Raw genomic sequence first — 22943 nt, 5'->3', positions numbered from 1 at the left:
CAAAATTAAAAGAATATCTCAGTTAAAGTTATCTGAATCAGATAAAAAGAAATAGAACCTATTTGAAAAATGTAGATAATGGAAATTGTTTGACGATTTCAGAATAATATGGAGATATGATCGAGGTACGAACAAATATTAAATTAACTTAATGTAAAAAACTCTTAGGGTCATAAAATCTATCTCGAATAGATAATTAAGGAGTTTCTAAACTAATGCTGTTATCTGAGACAATTCTTGAATTTTTGCTGGCAAAAGAAGTTGAAGAAGGATGTTCACTAAACACAATTAAAGGATACAGGCATGATCTTTCACTCTTTGTGAGATCAATAGGAAATCTTCCAATTTCACAAGTTCAGCGATTTCATGTGCGAAAATTTTTGGGAGAATTACACAAACGTAATTATTCTAAAACAGGATTAGCGCGGAAAATTGCATGTTTAAAATCCTTTTTCCACTTTTGCGAAGAAAACGAAATTTGTCAAAAAAATCCAATGAAATCAATCAAAAGCCCTAAAATTCGCAGAGAAGAATCTTTACCTAAATTTTTAAAACAAGAAGAAATGCAGAAAATTCTTACCTCTCTTTCAGGACCATTTCACACTTCTTTTGATCCTCAAACCCGTCTTGGGATTATTATTCGCTTAATGTATTCAACTATGGCACGAATAAGCGAAATATGCAATTTGAAAATTCAAGATGTAAATATTCAGGATCTGACAATTAAAGTTCGCGGAAAAGGAAATAAAGAACGATTTATCCCCCTTGATCATGAAACGGCTAACTTATTAGCTGATTTTATTCAAAATAGATTTATTGAAGGCGCAGATTCTACCATGTTCTTATTTGTAAATTCACATAATAAACCTTTACAACCACGACTTGTTCAAAAGGATTTACAAAGATTGCGAACTCAATTTGATTTTTTGCAAGATAGAAAATTTACCCCACATGTTTTAAGACACACAGGTGCAACGCATTTACGACAAAATGGGATGGATTTAAGTGAATTACAAGATTTACTTGGTCACTCGAATCCAAATACAACCAGAATTTACGCGAAAAATGATTTGACTCGATTGAAAAGCGCCTATTTAAAATTTCATCCTTTAGAATTTCATCCCTTAGAAAATACGAAATAAAAAGTGATATTTTTTTTTCTTTTTCACATCTTGTGCATGGAAATAAATATTTTCTTAAAATTTAAAATCAGAGAATTTAAGGATAATCATTAGTTGCATATTGTATAGAAATGATTCCAATTCTATTAAAGTTGCATGAACGCTACGATTTACGACAAACTTTGGAATGTGGGCAGATTTTTCGATTTCAAAAGCATAAGAATGAAGAACGAATCTATTACATACCATTAAAAGATCGAATCTTAAAGATATTCCAGAAAAATGATCATATTTTAGAAATCACTTCAAATAAGAATCAAGATCTGAAGCTTATTTTATCCACATTTTTTCGATTACATGATAACTATCAGCAGATCCAACAGGAAATTTCAATAGATTCAATAATGAGAAAAATCTTAATTCCAACAAATGGTTTACATTTACTAAAGCAAGATGTTTTTGAATGCACAATCTCATTTCTACTTTCTCAATGTTCGAACATCCCCAGAATTACACGCAACGTCAACAATTTGGCAGAAAAATTTGGAACTCCAATAAATTTTGACAATCAACAATTTTATTTATTTCCCACTCGAGAACAACTACTTGAAGTATCAGAAAAACAATTTTCAGAGATGGGATTTGGATATCGAGCAAAATATATATATAATTTTGTTCAAAACACACCAAATTTCATTAAGAAAGCAATAAAATTAGAAGATTCATCTGGAAACCACTCCGAAATCTTAAATGGCATAGAATTAAATCAAGCATTGCAAAATATTCAAGGAGTTGGTCAAAAAATTGCAGATTGTGTTCAGTTATTTGGATTTGGAGATCTTTCATATTTTCCTGTCGATACATGGATGCGTAAATTCATGATTCAGCACTACTTTAATGGTAAAAAAGCATCTATAAAAGAGATTCGACAAAAAGGACAAGATTTATTTGGGAAATGGGCCGGATATGCTCAAGAATTTATTTACCACTATGCACGTTCTTATGAGAATTTAAATAACTCGAAGAGTTAATTAGGGAATTGTTCATTGGAAATAGTATTCATGCCTTTTTCAACTCGGTTAGTTGATCAGATTCTTCAAGAATTTCAAAGAAAAGAAAGATTGTTATTGGGACCTTTCGGATTTTCCAGCGCATCAGCAGAAAGAGAAATAAACGAACCTAAATCCTACAGGTCAACATTCGTTCGTGACGGCGATAGAATTATCCATAGCTTGTCATATGCTCGATATTTCGATAAAACCCAAGTTTTTTTCTGGATACAGAGCGATATGCATCAACATCGTATGTTACATGTGCAGTTAGTATCAAAATTAGCCAGAGTTGTGGCTAGAATCTTAGGTCTCAATACAGATTTGGTGGAAGCAATTGCGTTAGGGCATGATATAGGTCATCCTCCTTTCGGTCATGATGGAGAGCATATTCTTTCTCAGATCTGCCAAAAAAATGGAATTGGTTCATATCATCATAATTATGGAAGCGTTTGGTTCTTGCAGGAAATTGAACACCAAAATCTTTCATTACCTGTCCTAGATGGGATTCTAGGTCATAATGGAGAACAGCAAGTTCCTAAAATTTCTCTACCCCAACATGATATTCTCTCTTGGCATATATTTTATAAAGAAATGGAAGATTTAAGATTTGATCGAGCAGTTTCTTTACAACCAAAGACATTAGAAGGTATTCTGGTTCGATTTATAGATGTAATCAGTTATATTTCCCGTGATATATTAGATGCAGAGCATTTAAGAATTCTTTCATTTTCTGATATTCCAGATTTAGTAAAATCTACATTGGGAACTTCAAACAGGGAAATAATTAACACTCTTGTTTCCGATATCATAATAAATTCAAGGAATCAACCATATATTGCTTATTCACAAGAAATATTTCATGCTTTGGAGACTCTTTATCAATTCAATTTGAAAAACCTTTATTTGCATCAAGATAAAAAACGATGTCTTCCTGTACTTAGAGAAGCTTATTATCTTTTATGGGATCATTATTTGTCTGATTATTTACGTAAAGATTTTACTTCTAAAATATTCACAGATCATATAGATTTAAATTTGCGATTGATTAATACTCGTTTCCCTGAAATAAATAACTATGATGCTTATCCATACTTAAAAAAACCTGCTGAAATAATAATTAGAGATTTTATTGCAGGAATGACAGATCAGTATTTTTGGAAATTAGTTCACGACCTTGATCCTTCCTTAGAAATTCCATACCAAATAATAGAATAACAAGAAAAATCGATATAAAATTACAACTTTAGTTAAACAAATTTTTAACTAATCAAATCAATAATAAAATAAAAAAAAAATTCTTCTTTTCCAAGAATGTTGACTGAATTATGCGGCTCATAAAGGACGATCCCAATATAGATTTACATGAATGGCGTAAAGAAAAACAATTTGTATTAATTTTCGGCATCTTGCTTATAAGTTATTTAGTGATTTGGTCTGTAATATATACTCTTTTAGACGCAATAATTATTATGGGATTGGCTTTTTTTATCCTTGTTCCTGCCTTTATCACAAACGGTATGATGGTTTTTGTAGGAAAAATAAAGGGTGTTCCTCGATATCCTCTGGATGGAGGAAAATTATTTAAAGATGGCGAACGTATCTTTGGAGAAGGCAAATCTTGGAATGGATTTATTGGTGGCTGGATCATCGGATTTCTTTTAAGTGCATTAATTTGTTGGTGGTTCTTTCAATTAATTTTAAGTGCTGAAGATTACAGCATGTTAAAATTCATTACACAAGATTATATTTCTGCATTTATTAGAACAGGGGTCAATTTCAAAACTTATTTAGTTAGTCAGTTATTTATTGCCCTAGGAAGTCCAATTGGTGATGCGATTGGAAGTTTTTTTAAAAGACGGCGTAAAAGGAAACGAGGAGAACCTTTTCTATTTTGGGATCAAAATGATTTTATTATCATCTCAGGCTTAATAGCCTTGATTTGGTACCCACTTACATGGTATTACTGGATATTCCTTCTTCTTATTACACCATTAATCACTGCAATAGCTAATTGGATTGGTTATTTGTTATATAAGAAAGATGTGCCTTGGTAAAAATAGCAATGTAAAAATAAAAAAGAGTCTATTATCTCCATTGTTAAAAAGCATTATTATAGGATATACTATATAATTTTAAACTCGCTTTTTTATGTTATTAATTGATCATTATGGGCTCAAGTAAAAATTCATACATTTGTCTTTTATTCTTTGTAATTGTTTTTTTTCTCGGTTCTGCTTTGTTCTGGTTTGTAAGTCTTTCAATACGATTTGGGGATTCTCCAACAGCAGATTCTATTGGAGCTGCCTTTGGACAGGCTTTAGGAATGGCTGTTATCTATGCCTTAACATTAGTTGTGGCAATAGGGTTAACAGTTATTTTCTTAATATTGTTTATCATTTGGATAGTAAAAAAAGCGAAAAATTAAATCCAATTACAAATATCATCAAAAAAATAAAATAGATATGAAAGATCTTGAAAAAATATCCATATATTTTAAAAATTTATCATTTTTTCATTTTATAATTAAAAGAATGTTTAATATAAAGTAAAAAGGTAAAAAAGATCAAATAATGAATTAAAAAGTAAATTAAAAAAAATTTTATAATATTTCAGGAAATTCTGTGATCTTTCCCATTTTTGCTTTATTCGGATATATTTCCCCTACTTTAGGCGGCATAGAATTATATACTACTTCAATATCAACAATTCCCATTTTTTTTTGAACTCCCAAATATGTTCCTTTTATCATTTGGGTAACAGTTTCAAAATCCATTGCAAACATAGAAACTTTCGCTCCTGCAGGAATTTGGTGCAAATCATTTGAAAATTGAGAAAATGGAATTATTATACGTTTATTTTCTACAATTCGTGCTTGAAAACAAGGAATAATAACAGGATAACCATCATTATCTATATAACTAATAAATTTTGGAAAAATAAGCCCACTGAACAATCGCTTTCCTACTGCCCCAACACGCATTTCTGTTGTTCCTGTTTTTCCTCGATATCTAAATGGATTTAAATTTGACAGAATTCCTTTAATAATTCCCCACAGTGAGATTTTTCGACATTTTCGCGCAGATTTAACCTTATTAAAATATACTTTATATATACGCATATATGTATTATATCGGAAAAGGCTCATTTGATTGAAATCTACAGCATCTTCCCCTTCATTGGAGATATAATCTAAATCTGCTTTAATTTGCAAAAATCTAAAGGGCATTTCAGCAGTCATGTATAAAAATCCTTGTTTTGGATTGGTTAGCACATTAGTTTTACTCATTCCTTTTGTAAATTCCCCCCATTTCACTATATTTGGCGAAATTGCTTTATTTGAGGTAATAAAACTCAAATGAGGATATCCATTTGTATCAATTGATGCAACGAATTTAGCCATAATCTCAGTATGGGTGAATTTTATATCTTTATCATCTAATTGGGGAAACCATTGAAGTTCATCGTTAGTTTCTTTCATTTTTCTCTTCACATCTATATTTTTTTTCCTTTTTTCTTTTAATTGAAATTATATTTTTTGAAAAAAACTTATTCGCACATTTCATCTTAATTACTTTTAAAACGATTAAAATTCTTGCTTAAACTAATCTACACTGGTCAATCATATCATATTTTGGTTGGTCCATCCCAGTGAACTTGTTTCACACCAGCATTATATGCAATCTGAAAGAAATGTTTCATCTCATCTTTTGTCATTAAAGGATGGGTGTTTAACAGCCAATCTATATTTAATCGTTCATATTTTGCTCGAGCCATATTATTAAATGCCAATAAATCCCAACGTTCAACAGCTTCTCCAAGTTTATCATGAATAAAACGTGCAATCCTCTTTATATTTTCATCTCTGGCAGTGAATTGAGGAATTATTGGAGTTCGAATCCACAGTTTAAAGGATGCACCAGCATGAATTTTCTTAGCTAACCACTCGCAATTTTGCAGAATCCTCTGATTCGATACTCCTGTATATTCTTTATGCCTCTGAGGATCAATTTCCTTTATATCATATAAAATAAGATCCACGTAAGGTAAAATTTTAGAATATGTATCAACTGTTGCATAACCACATGTGTCAAGAGCTGTATGAATTCCATTTTTTTTACATTCTTGCAAAAATTTACTTAAAAATTCAATTTGTTGGGTTGGTTCTCCTCCTGAACAAGTCACTCCTCCATTGGATGTATTATAATATGTTTTATCTTTCAAAACTTCATTTATCAGATCATTCAAGCTAATCCATTCGCCACTTACCTTTAATGCAGTAGTAGGACAAATTTCAGCGCAATCTCCACAAGCCAAGCATGTTTTCCGGTTAATTACTAAACCTGTCTCGCTAAAAGAAAGGGAATGGGTGGAACATTGCTCAATGCACTGTTCACATCCAATGCATTTATTCTCAAACCATTGAATAGCTTTTTGAAATTCTATAGATTCTGGATTATGGCACCACTTACATTTTAAAGGACATTTTTTAAAGAATACAGTTGTACGAATTCCAGGACCGTCTTCTGTGCTTAAGCGCTGAATCTCAAAAATATATGCTTTTTTCTCTGAAAATTGTTTTATTGAAGATAAATCTGATGGTGGAGGATTAGTAGATTTTATCATTTTTTGTTCCTCTTTCTCTGAAAATATTATATTTTTCAATATTTGCTCACTCTAACATTAAATTTTGGATATTTAATTTTTCAAGAATCTGACTTTCGTCTCAACTTTATACCTTCTAATTTTCACCAATTATGGGATTCCCGTGCAATTATTTCATCTTGAAGTTCTTTACCAATGCTGGTAAAGTATGCATTGTATCCAGTAACCCGAACAAGTAAATTTCCGTAATTTTCAGGGTGTTTTTGGGCATCCTTCAGCATTGAACTGTCAAGAATATTAATTTGAAGAGCAGTTCCTCCATTTTCAATATAACCTCGAATGTATGCTTTAAATTTGTCTCTGTGTTCTTTATCACGAAGTAAGCTTGGATTGAAGGTAATAGTATGTGAAGCACCATTTGGAAGGACATTGACGTATGTATCTTCTGAAGTTTTGCCGCCAAGAGCAATTCCAACAGAATTTGTTACTGATGTGGGCCCATTTTTATCAGCACCATTACTGGGGCAAATTGCATTAGAAAGAAATGTTCCGGCATTTCTCCCATCAGGAGTAGCAGGTGTAAAAGCAGCATCTTCTCCAGCCCAATAATTCCATGATAACATTCCAGGTCTAAATTGATATCCTGTAGGTGTTTGATATTTCCAGCATTCTTCTGCCCAGAACCGCATTACTTTTTTTGCAAGATCATCCGATTCAGGATCATTATTTCCATATTTGGGTGTTTTATTCTTCATTAATGCCTGCATTATGTGATACTCTTTCTTACCTTGAAAATCATGCAGAAGAGCATCCTTAATCTCCGAAATCGTATATTTTTTCTGATCATATACCCAATATTTTATCGATAATAAAGAATCAACAGTGGTTGCAAATGCCACCCCTTCTATTGTAACAAAACCATATTTTGGAGGTCCAACACGGATATCTGTGGCGTTTTCAATACAACCATCAACAATAGTAGAAAGATAGGGTGTAGGATAGTATTTTGCCCTAGTGGCTTCAAACACGTTATACGTTTCAACAGTATGCTTTATGATAAAAGCCATCTGTTTCTTCCATGCATTAAAGAATTCTTCCCAAGTATTGAATTTTTCAGGATTTCCGGTCTTTGGTCCGAACTGGGTGCCAGGTTTGGCTTGTTTAAACATATCATTTCCCATAATTCGTTTAAATCTAGGTTGATTCTTTCCATTCCAAAGCGTTAATTCAATACTTTTAGCAAGATTCGGATTGCAGTTCACAGTTCCAGAACGATCGTTTCCACACATAGTATTTTCTAAGCAACCTACACACGCATAATTCCATGCATCTTCAGGAGGAACTCCTTCAAGTATCATTCCTGCTATACTACGTTCATCAAAATTCAAGATAAACGGTGCACCTTGAGCACGGGTAATCATATCAACGATTACATCCAAAAGTCTGTCTGGAGAATTACGATGAAGTCGAATATTAGGTTTAGGCTCTAAAATCGGTGCCCATTCATCAAATACTTCTAATATCATGTATGTTAGTTCATTCGTTAAATCTTCGCCATTAGGTCCCATTCCAGAAAGAGTCATAAGTTGTCCAAATCCAGCTGAAATTCCTTGCTTACCAATTCGAATTTGAGCATCATAAGCAGTGTTCGCATGAAAAATGAAGGAACTGAATAAATCTTTGGCAAAATCACGAGATATATTTCGCTGTTCAATCACATCACGTTTATAGAAAGGCCATAAATATTGATCTAACCTCCCAAAACTTGTTCCAGGTCCAGGATAAGATTCTTCAGCCATCACAAGCATATGAGTAAGCCATAATGATTGCAGCGCTTCCCAAAATGTTTGAGCGGGTTCCCAAGGAACTTTTCGAAGATTGTCGGCCATCTTTTGAAGTTCTTCCCTTCGTTCTGCAGAATCAGTCAAATCCTTCAGACGCAAACATTCATCAGCATATTTGGCAGCCAGGTCTCTGGGAATTTGGCAGGCAGTAATCATTGCTCTAAGTTCAGCGCCTTTTGGTCCCCTTTTTTCTTTTTGTGTAAGATTATCATATGATTTTTTTGCTTTTTCATAAAGATATCGAAATCCACGTTCAATCACTGTTTTATAATCAGGAATCAAATGACCTCCAGTTGCACCGACATTTCCAAATCCTTCTTGATGGAAATGCAGAATTCTATGACGATTTTTGATATTTTGTTTTTCATGAGCCTTTAATTGGGCTTCTGTGAAGCATTTAGAGAGTTGTATGTTAAAGCGGCCACCTGCTAATAGATCATTAGAAGAAATAATTTCTTGCGGAACATAATTTAACATAACTTCCCGGAAAAATGTCATTCGGCGTTCAGGTAAACTTAATTCCCAAAAACCAGAAGGTAAATCTACTTTTTCAGCCATTAAATCCAAAGATAAGCAGTATAATCCCTTTCCATTTATTCCAATAAAGCCATATACTTCTGGAACAATATAATAATCACCTTCACTCCATATTCGATCATTCGATATTCCCGTTGTGAATGGTGCATATTCATTATTCCACTCCCGATCACACCCTTTGAAATAATATTTCCGTAACCAAGCAGCTTTTTTAGAAAGATGATGTGGTTCGGCCACTTTGAACTGTGAAACAGAGAGATCTGTTTTTGTATTTTCATCAGTGATATTACTCATAATTTTTTAATCACTCTTACCTACTGTGTGTGAAGAAATCAGAAACGAATTTCTTATTATTTATTATTAAAGTAAACCATATATTTATAGCTTAAGCCAAAATTAAGGTTAGATTTCAAAGAAACCAGAGTTTCCTTATTGGAAACCAGAGTTTCCATAAAAATCCCCATCCACTTAAATATAAAAATTAAAAAAAAGAAAAATAGGGGAAAAGCATACCTATGATGTTATATTTTATTTTTATTTGATTTAATTATACACAATTCACTAAACTTGGAGATTGTATTATATGGATGAACATACAAATATAAATCAAGAAGACATTCCCACTTTAAAAAAACCGAATGAAAATTCATTATCTTCATTTGAGCATAACGAAGATAAACAAAAAAAGAAAAAAAAATATAAATTTAATTGGAGAATTTTTACCAGTTTAACAATTTCAATTATTGGATTTGTTACACTTTTCAGCGGACTGGTTCTTTTAGGTTTCGGTAAAGGATTAACAACAATCTCAATTTCATTAAATTTATTTGATGAAACATTTATTAAAATCTCAGAATACGAGTGGAACAATATTCATACAGTTTCTGGTATAAGCTTTTCGATAATAGGATCATTACATTTTTATTGGAATTGGAAGAGACTTTCGAATTATTATTCCCATCCTAGGAGAAAACAACTATATCGCAAGATCGTGAGTACATTACTGTTAATTTCATTTATATTATCAAGCATTACTGGTTTGTTATGGTTTTTTACACATCTGAATGGCGGAAGTGGTGGAACAGGTGAAGATATTACACCAATCGAATCAAGTCTCTTATTAATTAGTACATATCAAGGAAAAGGAATTGGTGGAGGAGGAACTGGAGAGGGAATTGGAGGAGGTGGAGGAGGAAAAGGGTTAAACAATCTTGTTCTTCTTTTTCATACGATTTCTTCTTTGTTGCTGCTGACTGCATCAGTTTTTCATGTAATTTTAAACTGGAAGAGCTTAAAAGCATTTTTTAGCCGCAAAACAATAAAAGAAAAAGAGAAAAAGCAGTTTGAGAATAAATGGTTAAGTAAAAAATGGATGAAGAAGAGATTTCGCTTTTGGGGTGAAATCCTTGCTGCAATTTTACTTTCGATAGTAATAATCATCTTTGGATTCATTATATCATAATAAAGATTGAGAGTAACTGATTAATGGAAATCATGATTGCTTATGAATTTCATTAATGAACTCATAGGACTGATGCTTAAAATACATATTATACAATCGTGCATAATAACCATTATTTTTCATCAATGTATCATGATTTCCTTGTTCAACTATTTTTCCATGATCTAATACAACAATGCGATCAACATGACGAACAGTGCGTAATCTATGAGCAATAATAATTGAAGTACGGCCTTCCATGATTTTTTCAAGAGCCTCTTGGATACGGGTTTCAGTAAATGGATCCACTGAAGCAGTAGCTTCATCTAATATTAGAATTGCAGGATTTTGTAATAAAACACGCGCGAATACCACTAATTGGCGTTGACCCATCGAAAGTAGTTTTCCTCTCTCTCTAATATTAGTTTCAATACCATCGGTGAGATTTTCAACCCAATCCTTTCCACCTGCTTGATCTAATGCCCAAAGAACTTTTTCTCGCGTTGCTTGAGGAGAACCATACTTAACATTATTCTCTAATGTATCAGCCCAAAGAAATGGTGTTTGTGGAATTAATCCTACTTGTTTACGATATTCTTGTAGATCTAATTTTCGGATATCCTTTCCATCGATAGTAATCGTTCCTGCTTGAAATTCATAGAACCTTAAGAGAATCCGAGCCAAACTGGACTTACCAGCACCAGTATGACCCACAATTGCAACTGACTCGCCAGGAGATATTTTTAGTGAAAAATGATCGAAAACAGGTTTTTCTGGATTGTAATAGAATTGTAAATTATCCATTTCGACTTTTCCGCGTATTCGATTGATTTTTTGCGAATCTTCTTGTACTACTTGAGGTTTACTGTCAATTAAAGCAAATATTCGTTCAGCAGCAGCCATTCCTGTCTGAAATTGCGGCCAAAATGCAGCAACTGAAAAAAGTGGAAAGAACAACCCCCACAAACTTTGAATAAATAAATAAAGTGTTGAAACTGATAATGTTGGATTATGAAGAACAGTATCTCCACCAAAATATAGAATTAAGCCAAGCATGACTCCTTGAATTAAGCTTAAACCAGGAAAAATGACGTTCATAAATAAGGCGCGATTTAGGTTAATTTTAAAAGATTTTTCATTGATTTTTTTAAATTCCTTGTACAATGACGATTCTTGACGGAAGGTTTTAGCAATTTGTATTCCACTCATAGTTTCTTGCACGAAAGAGTGGACTACTGCCAAAATTCGCTGACCTTGAAGTGTTTTTTTACGCGCTACCTTTCTAAATGATAACGTAAACAAAAAAATAACAGGAACCATAGCTAAAAATATCAAAGTAAGCTTTACATCAATAAGGAACATGGGAATTAACATTATGATTACGACTAAGAAAGAAGAAATGCTATCGATAAAAATTTGAGCCATTTCAAAGAAATTTTGACTGTCTGAATTAATCCTGCTTACAATTTTTCCTGTAGGATATTTATCAAAAAAAGATAAGTCTTGAATAAGTACATTCGATTCTACTTCAGCCCGTAATTGATAAGTAACACTGTTCAATATAACTGCAGAAAGCGTTTTGTTTATGTAATTGAATAGATATGTACTTATGTTAAATAATAAAGTTGCAATCACCAAACCGATAATAATGGTGGTACTTGTCGAGAATTCAAGTTGATGAATAATCAAACTCGTTAAGTACGGTAAAATTCCTGAACTAATTGAAGTAAGTACCAGAAAAATAATTACAATAATCATTTTTTTTAAATGTTGCTTGAAATATGCGAGGATACGCTTAAACAAGACCCGATCGGAATAAACTCTATCATATTCTTCTGCATCCAATCCCATATAGACCACTATGCCTGCACCTCCAAGAGTTCTTCAAGAGTCTTATCAAACCGTGTTACAAAGATTTTCCGATATTCTTCACAAGTCCGAAGTAAATCTTCATGTGATCCTTGGGCTATGATTTTCCCATTTGCTAATACTAAAATCTTATCTGCCCAACGGATTTGAGAAAGTCGATGAGTAATTATAAACGTTGTTCTTCCCTTTAAAATTCGAGAAATGGCGATTTGGATTTTCTCTTCCGTTTCAGAATCGATTGCTGAAGTAGAATCATCTAAAATAAGGATTTTTGGGTTTGAGAGAAATGCTCGAGCAATTGCAATTCGCTGTCGTTCTCCCCCACTTAATTGGACCCCACGTTCACCAACAGAAGTCTCATAACCTTGAGGTAATTTTATAATAAAATCATGAGCCTGTGCATCCTTGGCGGCTTGGATGACTGCATCTTCTGGAGCGTCTCTGCCAAACAAGATGTTGTCTCTTACATTTTTCGAAAAAAGAAAAATATCTTGCTCAATATATGAGATTTGATCTCGTAATGAATGAAAAGCGTAATCTTTGATATCAATTCCGTCAATTTCAATTTGCCCAGAATTAATATCATACAATCGAGAGATTAATTTGGTTAAAGTGGTTTTTCCAGAACCTGTAGTTCCGACAATTGCAACAGTTTGACCCGCTGAAACCTTAAATGAAATATTAGTAAGCACATTAACTTCTGTTCCAGGATACATAAAAGAGACATTATTGAATGTAACATTTCCATCGATTTCTCTATGAATTGGAGATTGCTTCTCGGAAATTTCGGAAGTTTGATTCATAATTCCTAACAATCGCTCAGCTCCTGCAAAAGCTCTTCGAACAATAGCAAAAGCCCAAATTGAAATATGAGTAGGGAAATGTAAATTACCTAAAAGTCCAACATATCCTATAATTTCACCAATCGTCATCTTTCCTTCTAAAAAGAAAATAATACCTTGAATTAATCCTCCAGTTATCGCGAGAGCAACCAATAGTATAGGAATATAACGGGCTTGAATTTTTCCTTGTTTAATTCCCAATTCTTTATAATATTGGGAATCTTTATCATATTTATTCTTTGCATGTTCCTCTTGAGCCATGCCCTTAACAATTTCAATTCCTGCCAAAGATTCATTCAAAATAGCATTTAAATTTCCATATTCTGATTGAAGTTCGATACTAACCGGTCCTAATTGATCGACATATAATTTTAAGCTAATAATAAACAATAATGTAAAAATCAAAGGTGTTGCTAACAATTCTATAGGATAAAATCGTATAATCAGAATAATTGGCAGTAGAACATTCACAAACGCCTCAAAAATCAAAGATAGAGCCGGACTAATAAGAAAATTTAATTGACGCACATCATTTGTTGCTCGAGCCATAACATCTCCTATTTTTTGCCGATCATGAAAGCTTTGACTTTTTCCTAATAAATTTATGTAAAGTTCATGCCGAGTATCACGTTCCATGCGTTGAGCAAGTAATTCTCTTGTAAAATTTGCTGCGAGGTCAATTAGTGGTGAAACACAGCCAAAAATTATAATAAGAACTAATATGTGGATGAATAAATCAGCATTTTGAATTTTTAACGCATCTACTGCATTTCCAATGTACTGTTTCATTTTTGCAAACATGTATGCTGAGAGAGACACTAAGCTAAGCCAAGAAAATATAATAATCGTATTAGTTTTAAAGAAAAAGTGATGAAATATCCAGAAAATCGGCCCTTTATTACGACTACTAGCAAAAGGATCAAATTCAGGACGAAATTCTAAATCATTTTTTTTTCCTAAATTCTCATTTTTTTTTAAATTTTCTTCTATTTTCATTTTTCCAATCCAAATTTTTTAAGTTTAATTAATTTAACTAATTTTTTATTGGAATCAAAGCAAATTCACAAAAAAACGGATGATTTAAATTACTATAATAATAGACCTAAAATAAAAAAACTCAAAAAAAAGAATCTACTTTAAATGTTAAGTGCGTGAATTTTACTTATGCAACAATATCACTTTGTGAACCTCTCCAAAAAGAGTTCTTCGGTACTATTTTCAAATATTGAAAAAATTGAAGAGAATTGGATTGATTCTGTTGCTAAGATAGAGCGAGTTATATTTCGTTCCATGGATGATTTATTATTTTTTCTTCAAAAATACAAAAAAGAACTAAATTCTGATTCAGATTTTAAACAATATAATATTAAATTGATAACAAATGTTTCAAAAATTAAAGAAATGGATAAAATATTAGATGAACTCAATGAAAACTTTTCAATCTCAAAAAAAATCCAATGGGAAATTTTATGTAATGAAAAATTTCAAATGAATAGCGAAACCATTAAAACAATTAAAAAATTTACTAAAAAATATCCATCTTTACTTTTTCCCCGTTTTTCATTGGTATATTCCCAATATTACATCGATTTCACAACCAAACGTAAGTTACAGAAAAAAAGATCACGTCGTCCCTCAAAAGATTTCCAAAAACGTGTTAAATTGTGGTTTCCTGATAAATTTCCTGATAGTATTGGTACAGAATATTATGGAAAAGGAGTTTTTTTGGCATTCTGTAAAATGTTCGTTCAATCTCGATTGAAAAATAAGACTAGTGATCAAGAAATAACAAATAAATCAGATACTTTTAATTCCAAAGAAGAAACGACATATAATAAAAAGGAACCAGAATTTGATTCCACCCTAACTCAGTTAAATTTACCAATTCCCAATGTTCCTATGAAATATTATGATTTTCAGGCAGAACAAGAAAATTGGATCGAAATACGATTCAATTATCATATTTCACTAAATAATTTCATTTCAATTATGAAAAATTACTGGCTATCTTCAAATATTCCAAATACTTTATCTAGTCCATCAACTCTATCAACTTCAAATTTAAAATCTTTCCTTTTTTTTCGAGGATCAATTTGGTACGAAGCGTGGCAATTTGAAGGAAATTTTAAACGAGCTTCTCATGATAGGCTTTTACTCACTTATGCAGACCCAGAATTTGCCTTTTTTCAACAAAATCCTCAGTTTTTGTGGAATTTTTTAAATAATGCATATGACGGAACAATATATTTTCAATTAACACCACCCATTGAAATTGACGATTTTCGTTCAAATTTAATTTCACAAATATTCCTTAAAGATGAAAAAGTTATCTTCCGATAATAAAAGAATGAAAATTTTTCTATTAAGGTTCATTAAACTATTTATATGAGCTCGATTCAAGCCAAAAATGATTTTAAGAAAGCAGAATCCCAATTTAATAAAGCGAAGAAATTTTATCAAAATCAAAATTTTAAACCAGCTGTGCATTGGCTTGATTTAGCCCTTGAAAAGTATCATAATGCACAAGCAATTTTTAAAGAAGCAGAAATATACGAATATAAAGCAAAAATCTCAGAATTTGAAAATAATTTCCAAGATGCATTGCGATTCTTTCAAAAAGCCGCTGACCTTAGAAGTGTTCAAAAAAACCCAATAATTCAAGGAGAAATCCATCAAAATTTAGCGCGTTGTCTTTTTCATTTAAAAAATTATGATAAAGCGTTATCTCATGCATTAAATGCGTATGATCTCTTTGAGTCAGCGGAAGAAACAAGAAAAAATGCAGAAATAGTGTATTTAATTAGTCAAATCTATTACACACAAGGTGACCTAAAATCATCTGAATTCTATCTAAAAATTGCATTAGGATTTTTTCAGTCTTTTTCTCATCCTCAAATAGAACTATTTGTTATTGAAAACTATGCACACGTCCTTTTTGAATTAGGAAATTTTTTTCAAGCAGAAATCTATTTCCTACAAGCATTGAAACGAGAACATGAATTAAAGAATTTTCATGTAGTTTTAAACTTACTTTCTCCATTAATTGAGATTTATTTGGAATATGATGATTTTTCAGAAGCTCAGAAATTTCTCACTGATTTCATTAAAATATTCAAAGAAATTAAAACAACTTTGCAATTGAAAGAACAAAGTATTTATTATTTTCAAATTAGTGAATTTTATTTTAATTTAGGGAATTATGCTTTAGCAGAACAATATTGTGAAGATGCAATTGAAACAAATGAGCAACAAAAATCACCAAATCAAGTTTTACTTTCACAACAACTTATTCATATGGGCAAAATACAATTAAACATTCATAAAACAGATGTAGAATTCAACTCAGAACAGATCATTCCATATCTTCACGAAGCAGAACATTTAGCTAAAGAAAATAATGAATTTCATATCCAATTTAAAATACTTTTAATAAAAGAGCGCATTAATCGACTACAAGGAAATTTGAAAAAAGCAAATGAATTATTAGAAACTGCTTTTTCTTTGGCTCAAAATCCATCTCACCCAGATTTTTTGGGAATTGCAATAATTTGGGAACAAAAAGCAACATTTGAGTATAAAAAGAGGAATTATGAAAAAGCGCAAGAATTCTTTTTAAAATCTCTAGAAAATTTCCAGTTATCAAATTATAATCGTCATTTAGGAGAAATTTATTATAATCTTGCTTGTGTTTCTGCTTGTCTTCATTTACCTGAAGATGTTTTAATTTATTTAGAAAAAGCTGTTAATTTAAATCCAAAATTTCGCAAATTAGCAAAAAAGGATAAAGATTTTCATGGATTACATCAAAATGAGCTTTTTTTAAGATTAGTTGAAAGCTAGTTAATAATTTCCCAAACACTCGACTTAATGAAGGACGAAATTCTTTTCATCTATATAGATGGAAGCATTTCCGAAGCAAGGGAGAAAAGCGAGAAAAAGAATTCAACAAACTGGAAGCAAGCCCTTTCTGGAGAGCAGATATTTGAAATTACTCATGTTTTTGTCGACCATGTCAATTTCCAATACAAGATCCTATTTTTGAAATTTTATGTCGGTATTTTAGGCAAGTGTCCGACAAAAATATTAAAGAAGTTTAGAATTAAGGAAGTTGAGGGGATTCTCTGGATATCATCTATGCATGAATATAGTCGGGCGACAAAATATTATTATTTTTATAATTCAATCTTTTCTAAAAATTATTTTCGAATTTTGTCGCCATTAATTTTTGAATACAAAATTTTTTCTTGCATCATTCAAAAGTTTTAGGTTTGGTCTTTAAATAACGATTTTCCCTTTGATATTATTAACTCACTATGGAGATGATATGAACATCATTTCTCTACGTGATTCAGATAATAAGTGGGTTCATAAGAACAAACGAAATTTAATGAGTTGGGGATAATATGGGGATGTGTGGCCTCATATATTTCTCGAACGCACAACGGGCATTCTTGTGCAAAGTCTTTAATCAATTCACTTGATTGAAGAAAATTTCCAATTAAATATCAAAAAACCAGGATGTGTGAAAAAAAAATGTGTTCAATGTATCGTAAATATCTGCTTAAAAGAGATTTTTGGGCAGTACCCAAGAAAAATGGAGAAGAACCAAATTGTTATGTAAAACATGATGTAAATATTGGCGGAATTTATGCCTACCTAAAACATCGAGGAGTAAAAATAACCGTACAAGGTGAAACACGTTATTTTAATAACTTTACTGATTTAGATCAATTTTTAGATCAATTAAAGTTATCAACTAGAGCTGAAAACTCAGAGTTCATGGCAATAATTAATCGACGCACTACAACAAAATATTTGCGACAGATTCCATTATAATATGCTCATAAGTTTATTATTTTTACCTCCCCTTTTTCCCTCTTTCTTAATTCAGTCTTTCTTTCTTTCTCTTTTATATTCTTTCAGTTCTACATTATTAATACAATCCTTTTAGTGTTAATCGCAATTGTTCTAAACAATTTTAAAGTTTTACAAGAAACAATAATTATGAAGCGTTTGACTTCTTTAGATTTTTTACGAGGAATTGCAATTATTTTCATGGTTGCAGTACATATGATGCTTGCGGTATGGTATTTAATAGGTCATGCAAATATTTCTTTACTTAAAGCGTGGATGTTACCTATCGCTGGAATAATTATCATTATTACTCATTGGCGTGGATTTTTTATTATAATTAGTGGTGTTGTTACTTATTATAGAATGGTTGAAGCAGAAAAGCGAGGAGTTACCCACAGCAAGATTCTTCTCAACGAAGTAATATATTCTTTTATTGTGTTAATTATTGCTAAAATATATACTACTTTTTTTACAACTTGGGGTATATTTGATGAATTATTTCGTGATTGGACATGGCATTCAGAAAAACTTGATTTCTTCTACTTTGTTGAAGCCTTAGATGTGATTGCTTTTGGAATTTTATTTTCTGCTTTATTCTTTTTCTTTCTTCATTATATAAAAAAACCAATCATTAAAATCATAATTTATTTTTTAATTGGAAGTGTAATTTTTCTACTTTCACCGTTAGTTCAAAATTGGGTTAATACTTTGGTAATATGGCCAGATCCTAATGTTGATTGGACACTTCAATCTGGAGATCATTTCATGGATGATGTAGTATACCCGATTCGAAGAACAATTTTGGTGTGGTTGGGAGGCCGTGAAGCCCCGATTTTCCCAATGATAGGCATTACCTTCTTTGGATCTTGTATTGGAGTGATTATTACCCAAGATAAGCCAACTATTAGCCATATTAGATATGCATATTTAGGATGTCTAGTATTGTTAGTAATTGGTGGAGTTGTTATTGCTTTTCAAATTGTTAATGGAACTTTTATTTTTGATCCAGCATTTCATATCCATCCAACTTGGTTTATATTCATTAATACTGCTTTCCAAGGATATGCAATCCTGCTACTTTTTCGATTAGTAGAATTTAATCCAAAATTAAACGAAGAAAAATGGTTAAAATACTCACTTCCGATTCGACGTTGGGGAATGATTGCCCTCTCTATTTTCATGTACCAATGGTTGGATGGTTTTGTAAGAGTTGCCTTTGCTGCAATCTTTAATTTAGATCTAGCGCATCGTTGTACAGTGAATAAATGGTGGACAATAGCTTTAACCTTAACATCAATTGGCTTTTTCCAACTATTAATTTGGTTATGGGAAAAAGTACATTTTATTGGCACTTGGGAATTTGGTTTACGTTTATTACGTGGTATTCTAACAGGACAAAAAGTTCCAGTAAAGGATGCGCTGCAGCTACAAAAGAAACTCTACAAAGTAGAGATGGTCCGATTTGTAGAGCCAGTTAAATCCCAAGAAAGCTGAACACCTTTTAATTTTGGTATTTTTTTTATCTTTTTGATTCTAGATTTTAAGAATTGATGAAATTTTTAATATATTCATAAGTAGTCATCGCCTTTCCTATAACTACATCATGATTTGCTTCAGGTATAACGACTAATTTTGAGTTGGGAATCAAATCGTGTATTTTTTTTGAATATCTTAATGGTGCATCGATATCTTTTTCTCCTACTATGATTAAGGCTGGAACTTGAACGTTGTGCAAGACTTTTCGAGCATCAAATATGCGCATATTTTCCAATCCTTGAATTGTAGCATGAAAACAAGTAAATAAAGTACGTCCGTGAGTATTATATCTCTTTCCCCACATTGGGAAATGCTCTAAACCTAATGGTTCATGGCCATCTTTCTTTTTCATGTATTTCTTCCAAAAATGACTTTTATAGTATTGAATAAATAGCCAATAAATTATTTTTGAGAATGGTTTATCTGCCCAATTTGCAGAAGTGGCGATTAAAACCAATTTTTCTAAATAAGTAGGTTGTTCAATAGCCAAGAGCTGAGCAATACAGCCACCCATTGAGTGAGCAATTATAATGAGCTTTTTAAATCCATATTTTCCAATAATTATAGTTCGAATAAATTTATCAATATCATCTTTCATGATATTAAATGAGAAATCATTAGTGGCTTCTTTCTGTGACCAACCATGTCCTCTCAAATCCAAGCGAAAAACAGGATATCTTGCTTCAATCAACTGAATATATAGTGGATGAAGTCGTAATCGATTTGCTGTCCAACCATGAATTAAAAGAATCGCAGATCTATCATCTGGTTTTTCAACGTTTTCACATTCATAATAAATTTGAATATTATTGATAAGAGCATATCTTTCCTTTTGAATTTCATATTCGGAGGCATTTGGATGAATGCTATTTTGCTCTGTATTGTTTAAAAAATTCATATCAAAGATAAAGTTTCTGCGGTTTATAATTTTCGCGCTTCGCTATTTACTTTTTTACGAAAATGTGATCTTGTTGCTAAAATAGAAGTAAAGAACATATTTAGAAAACAAATGTAAAAAAATTTTTAGGAAGAAATAAGCATGGTGATAATAGGGTAAAATTTAATATCATTGAATGAACTTTCCAATTTCAATCAGTAAAAATTGGAATAATTTCAAAATTTCAATTAATCAAAGGTAGACTCTTCATCTAAAATTGGAGTGTTTGCAAAGCAAAATCATAAATCTTCCCCCAAACAATAGTGTAACATTAACCATTGATTAGAAATCGGTACATAGTGACACATCATGCAAATTCGTATAAATTTCTCTTCAGAAATCGATCAGACCATCATTAATGAAATTAACTTTATTCGTGAAGAATTCAACTATATTTTCGGTGATAAAGACAATTATACAGCAGAAGACAGGAAAACTGCTCGAAATTTGCTCCATTACTTGTCTAAAAAGATAAACTCAGCGAATTGTATTGAATACCTTACTAATGTCTTAGAAGATCTAGAATGTAGTTTTCCAACTCTTTTCTAATCTTTCTATTTTTCTAAAATTGCTGTAGATTAGTTTCAAAAGTAAAGATCTTGAAAAAATTATGCTTTTAGTAATTCTTCGCTAATACCTTCTTCATAATACTTTTTCCGGGTTATCCATCTTTCTTGAAAATCAGGAATCATAGATAAAATTGATCCACCAACCCAATTTGAAAGTGTTCGACCTTTTGGGGCAATAATATGGACATCTTGAGCAATTTTTCCCATATTACTTAATTCTTCTTCTAACTCTCTTCTTAATCTTATTTCTAAAAAGGGAAACATTGAACTTCCACCAGTTAAAAAAATATTTCGAAGTAAATCTCGACGAATATCTACATCACACTCTTCAACTACTTGAATGACCGCTTTATGAATAGGTTCAATATCTAAACTCATCAGTTGAGGTTTAAACAGCAACTCAGGAACTAAAAATCTCGCTTCTCCAATTTTTACTTTTGATGAATCTGGTAATTCATATTCACGTTCAAATTTATCTTTTTGACTAAGATCTGTATCAAAATCGACAGAACAAAAACATGCCTGCTCCTTTAATCCCCGAATGAAATTTCGTTGAACTGCACTTTCAGTTGAAATACCTAATTCCTGCATTTTCTTTTGCATAAATTGATCTAAAACATTTCCACCTAAAGGAAGAAATTTAATTGCATGTTCCAAAATAAAACCTTTGTAAATTGGAGTAATACGAATATTTGCAGCACCCATATCTACAACCAATCCTGTATCAAACCCACCAGAATACATTGTTAATAAAGAACCGCGCACAGGATAATAACAAGCTTGATATTTCTCAATAAATAATTCAAATAGTTTTAATTTTGATTCACGAGATAAAAATGGATTCGTAGTGAATAGAACTTTACAAACAGATGGATCTACTCGAAGTAAATAAAATGCATAATCAATTAATGCTTCAAAATGAACCCAATCGATGATTTCACCGCCGTTATCAATAGGATGCTGAACTTTATATAATCCTAAAGAATCGATGATTTCATTCCCAATATATAACTGCTTAGTGTCTTCAATTCCAATTGCTTTATATTTTGGAGTCCCTGTAATGGTATAAAAAATATTTCGAGGTTGATTTTCACCTCCAAATCCAATTTTTGTCGAAAATTGCCCTATATCCATAACTATAGCATAAAGGTTTTCCATGGTTTGTTCCTTCATCTCAATTGGGAAAAATTTCTTCCCTCATTTTCAATTCTTGTGTACGTATTGCTCTTTGCATCTTAAAAAATTTACTTGATTTGCCTGGTTGTTCACCTATTTTTGTTCTCCTAAGAAGGTATGGGAATAATCAATTTTTCTTAGTTGATTTTAAATGATGGAAGTATAAAATTTCATTATATTAATGAATAATCATTATTTCTATGACTCGAAGATATATCTACTTCTAATATATTAACCCTAGATTAATCAACTCAAAATATAATTTTATAGTATAATTAAAAATTGATGAATTGCATACTTTAATCTCCCAAAATTAATCATTTTCACTGCATTCGCAACTTTTATAATAATTATGAATAAAATCTATAAAATTCATTGAAATTTTAAATTATTGGAGATTTTTTTTACTTGAATTAAATTTTAAGATAAGGTTACTTGGAGAATTTTTAATTTCCCTTGTTCGACAAAAATAATTTATTTTTTAATCTTTTTAAATCTCACTATGCACATATTTCACTCGTTAATAATGCTGACATTGCCATATTAACCATTTTCGAAGAGAT

19 protein-coding genes are annotated in these 22943 nt (G+C 31.4%); 12 read left to right on the top strand and 7 right to left on the bottom strand.

What is annotated here, in order from left to right; all coding sequences use genetic code 11:
- The first annotated feature begins 215 nt into the window (after positions 1 to 215).
- The 5 genes from xerA (at position 216) to ACXLDF_RS13645 (ending at position 4598) form a co-directional block, all read left to right on the top strand.
- On the top strand, positions 216 to 1142 hold the full coding sequence (gene xerA, locus ACXLDF_RS13665; protein ID WP_457559097.1) for a site-specific tyrosine recombinase/integron integrase: 927 nt from the start codon (positions 216 to 218) through the stop codon (positions 1140 to 1142).
- A 110-nt stretch (positions 1143 to 1252) separates the two neighbouring features.
- Positions 1253 to 2152 carry a DNA-3-methyladenine glycosylase family protein gene (locus ACXLDF_RS13660; protein WP_457559096.1) on the top strand — a complete coding sequence of 300 codons (900 nt, stop codon included), beginning with the start codon at positions 1253 to 1255 and terminating at the stop codon, positions 2150 to 2152.
- A gap of 30 nt (positions 2153 to 2182) precedes the next feature.
- Positions 2183 to 3388, top strand: a complete 1206-nt coding sequence (locus ACXLDF_RS13655; protein ID WP_457559095.1) for a deoxyguanosinetriphosphate triphosphohydrolase family protein — start codon at positions 2183 to 2185, stop codon at positions 3386 to 3388.
- Positions 3389 to 3498: 110 nt separating this feature from the next.
- On the top strand, positions 3499 to 4227 hold the full coding sequence (locus ACXLDF_RS13650; protein WP_457559094.1) for a CDP-archaeol synthase: 729 nt from the start codon (positions 3499 to 3501) through the stop codon (positions 4225 to 4227).
- Between the two features lie 113 nt (positions 4228 to 4340).
- Positions 4341 to 4598: a hypothetical protein gene (locus tag ACXLDF_RS13645; protein ID WP_457559093.1), complete on the top strand. Its 258-nt coding sequence runs from the start codon at positions 4341 to 4343 to the stop codon at positions 4596 to 4598.
- 174 nt (positions 4599 to 4772) lie between these two features.
- Here the strand turns inward: ACXLDF_RS13645 and ACXLDF_RS13640 are convergent, their stop codons facing one another.
- The 3 genes from ACXLDF_RS13640 to ACXLDF_RS13630 all read right to left on the bottom strand — a co-directional run bounded on the left by ACXLDF_RS13640 (position 4773) and on the right by ACXLDF_RS13630 (position 9450).
- A complete protein-coding gene (locus ACXLDF_RS13640) occupies positions 4773 to 5651 on the bottom strand; it encodes a hypothetical protein (RefSeq protein ID WP_457559092.1) in 879 nt (292 codons plus the stop codon).
- A gap of 146 nt (positions 5652 to 5797) precedes the next feature.
- On the bottom strand, positions 5798 to 6796 hold the full coding sequence (locus ACXLDF_RS13635; RefSeq protein ID WP_457559091.1) for a glycyl-radical enzyme activating protein: 999 nt from the start codon (positions 6794 to 6796) through the stop codon (positions 5798 to 5800).
- Positions 6797 to 6918: 122 nt separating this feature from the next.
- Positions 6919 to 9450, bottom strand: coding sequence for a pyruvate formate lyase family protein (locus tag ACXLDF_RS13630; protein WP_457559090.1), 2532 nt, complete (start codon positions 9448 to 9450; stop codon positions 6919 to 6921).
- A gap of 289 nt (positions 9451 to 9739) precedes the next feature.
- Between ACXLDF_RS13630 and ACXLDF_RS13625 the strand changes: the two genes are divergently transcribed.
- Positions 9740 to 10618 (top strand): DUF4405 domain-containing protein, encoded by an 879-nt coding sequence (locus ACXLDF_RS13625; protein ID WP_457559089.1) that lies wholly within the window; start codon positions 9740 to 9742, stop codon positions 10616 to 10618.
- A 30-nt stretch (positions 10619 to 10648) separates the two neighbouring features.
- On the opposite strand, the gene ACXLDF_RS13620 is transcribed toward ACXLDF_RS13625, so the two are convergent.
- Both ACXLDF_RS13620 and ACXLDF_RS13615 read right to left on the bottom strand, forming a co-directional pair.
- Positions 10649 to 12448 carry an ABC transporter ATP-binding protein gene (locus ACXLDF_RS13620; protein WP_457559105.1) on the bottom strand — a complete coding sequence of 600 codons (1800 nt, stop codon included), beginning with the start codon at positions 12446 to 12448 and terminating at the stop codon, positions 10649 to 10651.
- 8 nt (positions 12449 to 12456) lie between these two features.
- Positions 12457 to 14304: an ABC transporter ATP-binding protein gene (locus tag ACXLDF_RS13615; protein ID WP_457559088.1), complete on the bottom strand. Its 1848-nt coding sequence runs from the start codon at positions 14302 to 14304 to the stop codon at positions 12457 to 12459.
- 168 nt (positions 14305 to 14472) lie between these two features.
- Between ACXLDF_RS13615 and ACXLDF_RS13610 the strand changes: the two genes are divergently transcribed.
- The 5 genes from ACXLDF_RS13610 to ACXLDF_RS13590 all read left to right on the top strand — a co-directional run bounded on the left by ACXLDF_RS13610 (position 14473) and on the right by ACXLDF_RS13590 (position 19656).
- Positions 14473 to 15648 (top strand): hypothetical protein, encoded by a 1176-nt coding sequence (locus ACXLDF_RS13610; RefSeq protein WP_457559087.1) that lies wholly within the window; start codon positions 14473 to 14475, stop codon positions 15646 to 15648.
- 45 nt (positions 15649 to 15693) lie between these two features.
- Positions 15694 to 17148, top strand: coding sequence for a tetratricopeptide repeat protein (locus ACXLDF_RS13605; RefSeq protein WP_457559086.1), 1455 nt, complete (start codon positions 15694 to 15696; stop codon positions 17146 to 17148).
- Positions 17149 to 17175: 27 nt separating this feature from the next.
- Positions 17176 to 17574: a hypothetical protein gene (locus tag ACXLDF_RS13600; protein ID WP_457559085.1), complete on the top strand. Its 399-nt coding sequence runs from the start codon at positions 17176 to 17178 to the stop codon at positions 17572 to 17574.
- Positions 17575 to 17841: 267 nt separating this feature from the next.
- Positions 17842 to 18144, top strand: coding sequence for a hypothetical protein (locus ACXLDF_RS13595; RefSeq protein WP_457559084.1), 303 nt, complete (start codon positions 17842 to 17844; stop codon positions 18142 to 18144).
- 168 nt (positions 18145 to 18312) lie between these two features.
- Complete coding sequence (locus tag ACXLDF_RS13590) at positions 18313 to 19656, top strand: hypothetical protein (RefSeq protein ID WP_457559083.1); 1344 nt, start codon at positions 18313 to 18315, stop codon at positions 19654 to 19656.
- A 46-nt stretch (positions 19657 to 19702) separates the two neighbouring features.
- Here the strand turns inward: ACXLDF_RS13590 and ACXLDF_RS13585 are convergent, their stop codons facing one another.
- The gene (locus ACXLDF_RS13585; protein ID WP_457559082.1) at positions 19703 to 20596 is read right to left on the bottom strand and encodes an alpha/beta fold hydrolase; all 894 of its coding nucleotides are present in this window, start codon (positions 20594 to 20596) and stop codon (positions 19703 to 19705) included.
- A gap of 348 nt (positions 20597 to 20944) precedes the next feature.
- On the opposite strand from ACXLDF_RS13585, the gene ACXLDF_RS13580 reads away from it, so the two are divergent.
- Entirely contained in the window at positions 20945 to 21184 is a 240-nt protein-coding gene (locus tag ACXLDF_RS13580) for a hypothetical protein (RefSeq protein WP_457559081.1), read from the top strand.
- Between the two features lie 59 nt (positions 21185 to 21243).
- Here the strand turns inward: ACXLDF_RS13580 and ACXLDF_RS13575 are convergent, their stop codons facing one another.
- The gene (locus tag ACXLDF_RS13575) at positions 21244 to 22377 is read right to left on the bottom strand and encodes an actin family protein (protein ID WP_457559080.1); all 1134 of its coding nucleotides are present in this window, start codon (positions 22375 to 22377) and stop codon (positions 21244 to 21246) included.
- Between the last annotated feature and the right edge of the window lie 566 nt (positions 22378 to 22943).

This window comes from Candidatus Harpocratesius sp. (genome assembly GCF_054039255.1).
Note: the sequence above shows the minus strand (reverse complement) of the source record. Positions and strands in the feature narration are given on the sequence as shown.

Bases quoted from the DNA above. Each gene is read 5' to 3' on its own strand.
- ACXLDF_RS13615 (WP_457559088.1), bottom strand. From the start codon at position 14,304: ATGAAAATAGAAGAAAATTTAAAAAAAAATGAGAATTTAGGAAAAAAA.
- ACXLDF_RS13630 (WP_457559090.1), bottom strand. From the start codon at position 9,450: ATGAGTAATATCACTGATGAAAATACAAAAACAGATCTCTCTGTTTCA.
- ACXLDF_RS13575 (WP_457559080.1), bottom strand. From the start codon at position 22,377: ATGAAGGAACAAACCATGGAAAACCTTTATGCTATAGTTATGGATATA.
- ACXLDF_RS13650 (WP_457559094.1), top strand. From the start codon at position 3,499: ATGCGGCTCATAAAGGACGATCCCAATATAGATTTACATGAATGGCGT.
- ACXLDF_RS13640 (WP_457559092.1), bottom strand. From the start codon at position 5,651: ATGAAAGAAACTAACGATGAACTTCAATGGTTTCCCCAATTAGATGAT.
- ACXLDF_RS13645 (WP_457559093.1), top strand. From the start codon at position 4,341: ATGGGCTCAAGTAAAAATTCATACATTTGTCTTTTATTCTTTGTAATT.
- ACXLDF_RS13660 (WP_457559096.1), top strand. From the start codon at position 1,253: ATGATTCCAATTCTATTAAAGTTGCATGAACGCTACGATTTACGACAA.
- ACXLDF_RS13635 (WP_457559091.1), bottom strand. From the start codon at position 6,796: ATGATAAAATCTACTAATCCTCCACCATCAGATTTATCTTCAATAAAA.
- ACXLDF_RS13620 (WP_457559105.1), bottom strand. From the start codon at position 12,448: ATGGGATTGGATGCAGAAGAATATGATAGAGTTTATTCCGATCGGGTC.
- ACXLDF_RS13585 (WP_457559082.1), bottom strand. From the start codon at position 20,596: ATGAATTTTTTAAACAATACAGAGCAAAATAGCATTCATCCAAATGCC.
- ACXLDF_RS13590 (WP_457559083.1), top strand. From the start codon at position 18,313: ATGAAGCGTTTGACTTCTTTAGATTTTTTACGAGGAATTGCAATTATT.
- ACXLDF_RS13655 (WP_457559095.1), top strand. From the start codon at position 2,183: ATGCCTTTTTCAACTCGGTTAGTTGATCAGATTCTTCAAGAATTTCAA.
- ACXLDF_RS13595 (WP_457559084.1), top strand. From the start codon at position 17,842: ATGTGTTCAATGTATCGTAAATATCTGCTTAAAAGAGATTTTTGGGCA.
- xerA (WP_457559097.1), top strand. From the start codon at position 216: ATGCTGTTATCTGAGACAATTCTTGAATTTTTGCTGGCAAAAGAAGTT.
- ACXLDF_RS13605 (WP_457559086.1), top strand. From the start codon at position 15,694: ATGAGCTCGATTCAAGCCAAAAATGATTTTAAGAAAGCAGAATCCCAA.
- ACXLDF_RS13600 (WP_457559085.1), top strand. From the start codon at position 17,176: ATGAAGGACGAAATTCTTTTCATCTATATAGATGGAAGCATTTCCGAA.
- ACXLDF_RS13625 (WP_457559089.1), top strand. From the start codon at position 9,740: ATGGATGAACATACAAATATAAATCAAGAAGACATTCCCACTTTAAAA.
- ACXLDF_RS13580 (WP_457559081.1), top strand. From the start codon at position 20,945: ATGCAAATTCGTATAAATTTCTCTTCAGAAATCGATCAGACCATCATT.
- ACXLDF_RS13610 (WP_457559087.1), top strand. From the start codon at position 14,473: ATGCAACAATATCACTTTGTGAACCTCTCCAAAAAGAGTTCTTCGGTA.